The organism is Nocardia sp. NPDC127526 (assembly GCF_042672265.1).
Lineage (GTDB): Bacteria > Actinomycetota > Actinomycetes > Mycobacteriales > Mycobacteriaceae > Nocardia.
Genome location: NZ_JBHXVO010000026.1, coordinates 1 through 7311 on the forward strand (window position 1 = coordinate 1; position 7311 = coordinate 7311).

3 protein-coding genes are annotated in these 7311 nt (G+C 67.9%); 1 reads left to right on the plus strand and 2 read right to left on the minus strand.

Features of this window, described 5'->3' with window-relative positions; translation table 11 throughout:
* Positions 1-72: 72 nt before the first annotated feature.
* Positions 73-4074 carry an arabinosyltransferase domain-containing protein gene (locus ACFVIV_RS30415; RefSeq protein WP_379202212.1) on the minus strand — a complete coding sequence of 1334 codons (4002 nt, stop codon included), beginning with the start codon at positions 4072-4074 and terminating at the stop codon, positions 73-75.
* Positions 4075-4117: 43 nt separating this feature from the next.
* Positions 4118-5350, minus strand: a complete 1233-nt coding sequence (locus ACFVIV_RS30420; protein WP_379202214.1) for a glycosyltransferase 87 family protein — start codon at positions 5348-5350, stop codon at positions 4118-4120.
* Positions 5351-5667: 317 nt separating this feature from the next.
* On the opposite strand from ACFVIV_RS30420, the gene ACFVIV_RS30425 reads away from it, so the two are divergent.
* A complete protein-coding gene (locus ACFVIV_RS30425; RefSeq protein WP_379202216.1) occupies positions 5668-7161 on the plus strand; it encodes an MDR family MFS transporter in 1494 nt (497 codons plus the stop codon).
* The last annotated feature ends 150 nt before the right edge of the window (positions 7162-7311 follow it).

The window sequence follows — 7311 nt, forward strand, 5'->3', positions numbered from 1 at the left end:
GCCCCGGGCTGCGGACATCGGGTCCGCGGCCCGGGGCACGCCCCTTTCGGTATCTCTGCCGATGGCGTGCCGCTAGTCGGTCTTGATCGGCGCCTCTTCCACCCAGCCCCAACGGGTTTCGACCCGGGTATCGACGGTGGCAGTCGGCACCGAGAGGAACCGGTTGAGCAACTGCAACTCACCCCAGTCCCGGGTCCAATCGTGCTCGAGATAGCTGGGCACCGTGCGCGACCGCATCAGCACATTGGTCCAGCCGAGCGGCCCGCCACCGGTATCGCCCTGCCAGGTCTCCGCGACCCGCGCATTGAGCTTGTCCGGCAGAATCCGCCACACCGGCAGCTCGGCGACGCCGTCCTTCGTGTCGAACGGGCGCTGGCACGGGAAGGCGAATCCCACATGGAAATCCGCCAGCACCGGGTCCGTGCCGACCACCGAATTCAGGGTCGCCAGCTTCGGCAGCCGCGGCGGAGTGACGGCGATCCACTGCCGCCCCGTCGGATCGTCCACCTTGGCTACCAGCCGAATCGCATTGGTCCCCTCGGGAATTCGGCCCAGGTCGATCGGCATGTTCCGCCACATCGGCGCACCGCCGATAGTCGGCGGCGTCAACTCGCCCAGCGCCTGAACGGTCCCGTCCTCGGCCCGATGCGCGAACTCCACCCGCAACCGCTGCCCAGGAATCTCCCGGCCATTGTCGTCGACGGACGCGATATGACCGGCCGCAGTCAAGACGAGCACCCGGTAGGCCGAATCCTGAAGCGCGGCAGCCAGATCGATCCGATACCACTGTGACGTCAGCGCGGCGGGCTTCACTTCTCCGGTGGCGTAGCTGCCCAGCACGGGCGTGCGCACCGGATCCAACCCGAACGGCAGCGCAACGGTGCTGCCATTGATACCGGGCCGGCCCGCACGCGGATCGCCACCGGGTCCACCGGGACCACCAGGTCCACCCGACCCACCGGGTCCACCCGACCCGCCGGGGCCACCTGAGCCGCCTGGTGCGCCTGCGCCGCCGGGTGCACCTGAGCCGCCAGGTCCGCTCGGGCCTCCGGAGCCGTCTCCAGGCGGCGGACCTTGCTGATCTCCACCGGGTCCGCCCGCATCCGGAATCAACGAGCCCACCCCATTGGCCGTGAACCCGGTGTTCTCCGCCGCGAGCCCATCCGCCACCGACCCGGTATACGGCTGCAACAACGAATCCCCGGTATTCCGCTCCACGAGAACGTCATCCGCCATGGCGCACGAATCCCCGCCCAGCGCCCGCAGATTCGACAGCGCCACCGAATAGGCCGGGTACTGCCGATATGCGGCCACCGCCATGGTCCCCACCTCGAACAGCACCAGCGCCGCCAGCGCCACGGTCAGCGGCCGAATCGCAAAGCGGTCGAACACCTTGGAATCCGCCTCGCCGGCGGTGAACCGAGGCTCGCGGTAATACCTCCACACGGCGACCAGCAGGCACGCGACCGCCAACCCGAGGAACACCGACGCGACCGCGACCCCGCCGACAGCGGGAGCCCGATCCGGCCAGGCCACCCCGTATCCGGACACGTACCACCACCCACTGGACCCGGTGAACGTAACGGCCAGCAGAAAGAACACCCCCGCGGCGAACAGCGCCCGGTAATGCCGGGCCCGAACCCCATTGCTCCCCACCGCAACCGCCGTCACAGCCGCCAGCGCCGCCGCCAACCCCGCATAAACCCCGAGGTGATGCGTCCACTTGGTAGGCGTGAACATCATCAACAGCAGCGCCATGAACACCACCCCGAGCACCCGCGCCACCGGCCCCCGCGCGGTATCCGGAATCCGCCCGCCCTTCCGCAACGCCACCAGCACGCACGCCCCGAGACAAAGCAGCATCACCAACACCCCGAACCGCCGCGCCACCGACCCATCAGGCGTCAACGACAACAACGACTCCCACCGCGTCAGCTCATCCGACCACCCCAGATCCGGCCCGACAGCCTTCCGCACCCGCACGGCCTCCAACACCGTCGCCAGCGTCTGATCCGCGAACACAACCACCAGCACCACCAGCCCCGCCGCCACCCCAGGCGCAACAAGTGCACTGTAGGCCAGCAGCTTTCGCATTACCCCGCCCCAACCGCCGTCACTGCCGCTGGTCCTGCTGTCGCTGGTGCTGCTGGTGCCGCCGCTGGTGCTGCCGTCGCTGCTGGTGCTGCCGCCGCCAAATGCCGGGTCAGAAGTCCCACCAGTCATCCCGGCATGTTTTTGGCCGGGATCTCCCTCCGTTGGGTGGATTCCGGCCAAAAGCATGCCGGAATGACGAGGAATAAGCATGCCGGAATGACGAGGAGTGCCGTCGGCAGCGGTGTCGCCGAGAGCGGCTCGGGCGCGAGTGATGATGGTCCGCAGGACTGTTCGAGAACCTGCGATCAGGGCCGCTACACAAATCAGGCCGCTTGGTCCGGCGGCGAGCGAGAAGGCCGCGATGAGGACTGCGACGGCGGCCGGGAGCAGGCGGCGGGTGGCGATGGCGCGTTCCATCGAGCACCAGGTGAGCAGTGCGCCCAGGGCGATCAAAGGTTCCGGGCGCAGGCCGTTGTTGTAGGGGAGCCAGATGGCCAGGAATGCCAGGCCCGCGGTCCAGCGGGCCACACTGCTGGAGCGGACTCGGGAACCCTGGCGCGGCAGGACTTCCCGGCTGATCACCCACCAGCACAGCAGGCCGGTGAGCAGGGCGGGCGACCGTAGCCAGAGGCTCGTCTCGGTGAAGCGGCTCATCTGGGCGATGAGCTCGTAAGGCCAGCCGAAGGGGGCTTCGGCCACGCCGAACCAGCGGTAGTAATTGGCGGTGTACCCGGCCTCGCGGGAGGCGCGGGCCATGGTGAGGATGTAGCCGTCGTCGGAAGTGTTGGCACCGATGACATGCCAGAGCGCCAAGATGCCGGCGACCACACCGTCGAGCGGGGTGATGCGCCACCAGCGGGCGGGCAGGAAGCGGCGCGAACGGCGGCCGTCGGTCGTGTCGAGCAGGTGCAGGCAGATCAGGGCGATGAGGGTGAACAGCACCGCACCGGCGATGGCGGCCAGTTTCAGCGGGCTCGGGCTGGACGAGAAGCGGGCGTCGATCTCGGCGTGCAGGCGGGCATCGCCTAGTCGGGCGCGCTCCAGATCGGTGTAGACGCCGACGATTTGGGGGCGAATGTCCGCTTCGACCACGGTGCGGAAGGCCGAACCGTCCGTGCGGGTGACGCCGGTCAGTTCGGCCGTGGTGGCGGTGGACGTCGACCGCACGACGAGTGCCGCACAGCGAGGAGCCGCAACGACATTCGGATCGACACCGGGGACGGCCCCCGGGCTGAGCGCCGAATCGGTAGGAGGCGGCGAAGTTTCACCCGATGGCGGCGTGGTCCCCGGTTGGCCGGTTCCGCCAGGCGCGGTAATGCCAGGTGGGGGAGTGGATCCCGGCGGCGGAGTGGCGCCGGGCGGAGGAGTGGCACCCGGCAATGGGGTGGTGCCGGGCGACGGTGCGGTGCCGGGCGGCGGTGTGGTGCCCTGCGGCGGTGTGGATCCCGGTGGCGGTGTGGATCCCGGTGGCGGGGTCGCGCCCGGGGGAATGGCGCCGGGCGCGGTCGCGCCGGGTGCAGTGGTCGCGGGCGCGGCGGTGGGTCCGGCACCCGCCCCGGTGCCGTCCGGCGCGCCTTCGGGTGCTGTTCCGGCGCCGATGATTTCGGTGAGCGAGGCGGTCAGCAGCGGATTGTTGCGGAGCAGGACCGACAGGGTGCGCCCGGTATCGGGTTTGTCCTCGACGCGGACCTGCAGCCCCTTTTCGGCCGCCCCCGGAGCCATGGCCGGAATGGTCGACAGCACGGTCCCGCCGGGGGTATCCCGGAATACCGTGCACGGGATGGTCACATCCAGCGACAGCGGCACATAGTCGACCAGCGGCGCGGTCAGCTGAACCGCTTGCGGCTGTGGCCAATCCAGGCCGGCTTGATGCTGCCGGACCGGGAGCAGCGGCGTAGCCGCAGCCAGCAGTACTGCTAGAACCCCCGATACGGCGGCGATTACTCGAACTCGGGCGAACCGAGGTGAATCTGCACGCACGAGGTCCGACTCTAGCCATCACGGTCGCGAAACTTCGCGCCAGTTAACCGACCCTGCGCTGTATGCGCTGAAAAATGCCTGGTGGAAGGCTTTTTCGTAGCGCGAACGCCAGGACGATCGCGTACACGATGACGTAGATGTTCAGCAGCACCGGCGCGATCGTCCACCACTGCGGGTACAGGAACAGGCCGATCGACACATATTCCGTGTTCCACGTGTACGCCCAGGCTCCGATCGAGCCGAACAGCACCGCCGCCGCGATCCACCAGTACGGCCTGGTTTGCGCCCGATGTACGAGGTAGACGAACAGCGGCACGAACCACACCCAGTGGTGACCCCACGAGAACGGGGAGACCGCGCACGCCGTCAGGCCCGCGACGGTCACCGCGAGCAGCCGTTCACCGCGCCGGTACAGCGCGCTCGTCAGCGCCAGGCTCACCACGGTGACGGTTCCGGCGATCGCCAGCCACAACCAGGTCGACGCCTCGCCATGGGCAAGATGGGCGATGGCGCCGCGAATCGATTGATTCGCCGGAATGTCATCGGGGGCGATGCGATCCGATTCGAAGAACGTCTTCAACCAGTACTGCCGCGAATCCCCGGGCAGCACGATCCAGGCCAGCGCCACCGTCGCCGCGAACGTCGCGGTCGCGATGCAGGCCGAAAGCCATTGCCGCAGCGCGAGGAACTGCAGGATGAAATAGCCGGGCACCAGCTTGATCCCCGCGGCCAGCCCGACACCGACGCCCCGCAGCCTGCTGCCCTCGGGCCGCGAGAAGCCCCAGAGCACGAGCAGCATCAGCATCAGATTGATCTGCCCGTAGAACAGCGTGGTGCGCACCGGTTCGAGGAACAGGCATGTCATCGCCAGCAGCGCACCGACTCCCGCGAGCCGCCCGGTCAGCCGATACCCGAGCAACTGCCAGCTCAGCAGCACACAGCCATAGAGCGCACCAAGATTCAGCAGCATCCAGGTGTAGGTGACATAGGCCCACGGCACCGCCGCGATCGGGGTGAAGGCGATGGCCGAGAACGGCGTATAGGTATACAGCAGCCCGTACAGCGTCGGCTCGGTATAGAGCGGGTCCCCGTTCAGCGCCTTCAACGCGCCGTCCCGATAGATGTGCGCGTCCAGGCCGCCGGCCAGGATCCCGGCCTTGTCCATCCACGGATCGACCGTGGTGAACAGCAGAATCAGCGCCAGTCCGGCTCCGGCGGCGAGCAGCACGAGGGTCCATCGCGAACGCGCGACTTCCGACCCCCGCCCTGTACCCACAGCTCGTTACCCTACGTAAGCAAGGGGCCGGGTTCATGCCCACGGAGCTGGGGTGTCGCATCCGGTGGCGTGACCAGCCTCACCATGCGATCTTGAACGCCCGTGAGAGTTGCTGGTGAGCAGCTGATTTCAACGAGCTATGACCGTGGTGCCCCCGAAAATTGGGGTGAAACGTGTCGTACCCGACAGGAATACTTTTTCGCGACCGATGAGTTGAGTGAACTATTGCCGTCTGATCTCGTGTGGCGCCGGGACAGTGCAGTGACTCGCATCGGGCCACATTCGTCCAGCAAGCACTACGCCCCGGAGGTAACCCCTTGACCCCCGAAATATCCGCCGGCACCGCAACCGGAGGGAAGACGCCCGTCGTCATCCGCCTCCTGGTGCTCGCGACGTTCGTGGTGATCCTGAACGAAACCATCATGATCAACGCGATTCCGCGCCTGATGGAAGACCTTCACGTCACCGAGCGGTCGGCCCAATGGGTTTCCACCGCCTTCATGCTCACCATGGCAGCGGTCATCCCGGTGACCGGATGGTTCCTGCAGCGGGTCACCACCCGCCAGGCCTACGCCATCGCCATGGGCGTCTTCCTCGCCGGCACCGCGCTCTCGGCCATCGCGCCGAACTTCGCCATCCTGCTGGTCGGCCGGATCGTCCAGGCCGGCGGCACCGCGGTCATGATGCCGTTGCTCATGACCACCCTCATGACGGTGGTGGCCGAGCACGATCGCGGCCGGGTCATGGGCAATGTCACCCTCGCCATCTCGGTCGCCCCGGCCATGGGCCCGGTCATCTCCGGCCTGGTGCTGCAGATCGCGTCCTGGCGCTGGCTGTTCGTGCTGGTGCTGCCGATCGCGGGCGTGGTCACCTTCTTCGGGCTGCGGCAGCTGGAGAACGTCGGTGAACCGCAGACCGGTTCGATCGACTGGGCCAGCGTGGTGTTCGCGGCGCTCGGCTTCGGCAGCCTGGTGTACGGCCTCAGCAAGTTCGAGACCGGCCATGCCACCACGCCGATTCTGATCGCCGTCGCGGGTCTGGCGCTGGTCGCGGTGTTCGTCCTGCGTCAGCTGCAGCTGCAGCGCAACGGCTCGCCGCTGCTGGATCTGCGCGTGCTGCTGGCCGGCACCTACACCAAGGCGCTGATCCTCATGTCGGTCGCGTTCATGGCCATGCTCGGCTCCATGATCCTGCTGCCGCTGTACCTGCAGAACCTGCGCGGTCTCTCGCCGCTGCAGACCGGTCTGCTGGTCATGCCGGGCGGTCTGGCCATGGGTCTGCTCGGCCCGACCGTCGGCCGCATCTTCGACAAGTTCGGCGGTCGCGTGCTGGTGATCCCGGGTTCGATCGGCGTCTCGGTCGCCCTGGCCGGCTTCGCCTTCATCTCCATGTCCATCCCGTACGCGGCGCTGCTGGGTCTGCACATCCTGCTCATGATCTCGCTCGCCGCGGCCTTCACCCCGGTCTTCACCCTCGGCCTGGGCGCACTCCCGCCGCACCTGTACTCGCACGGCAGCTCCATGCTCGGCACCCTCCAGCAGGTCGCCGCCGCCTTCGGCACCGCCCTGGTGGTCACCGTCATGTCCACCCGCAGCGAGTCCCTGATCGAGTCCGGCACCGGCCCGAAGGAAGCCCTGCTCTCCGGCATGAAACTAGCCTTCGGCCTGTCCGCCGTGCTCTCCCTGGTCGTCATCGTCATGGCAGTCCTGCTCCCTAACCGCGCCCCCGCCCCGGAGGAGTCGGACGAGCACGGCCTCACCGTCGAAGACGAACTCGCCCTCGAGACCGCACCAAAGCTCGTCAAGGACTAAGTGCGGGCTAGTCCCCGAGACCAAGTGCGGGGCTAGGCCCCAAGGGGTCGTGGGGCTACGCCCCGGGGGTGTGGGGGCGAAGCCCCCACTATCGGTGTGGGGGGATTACACCACAAACCCCAAAAACGGCAGGTTGGCCGGGGAGGCGGA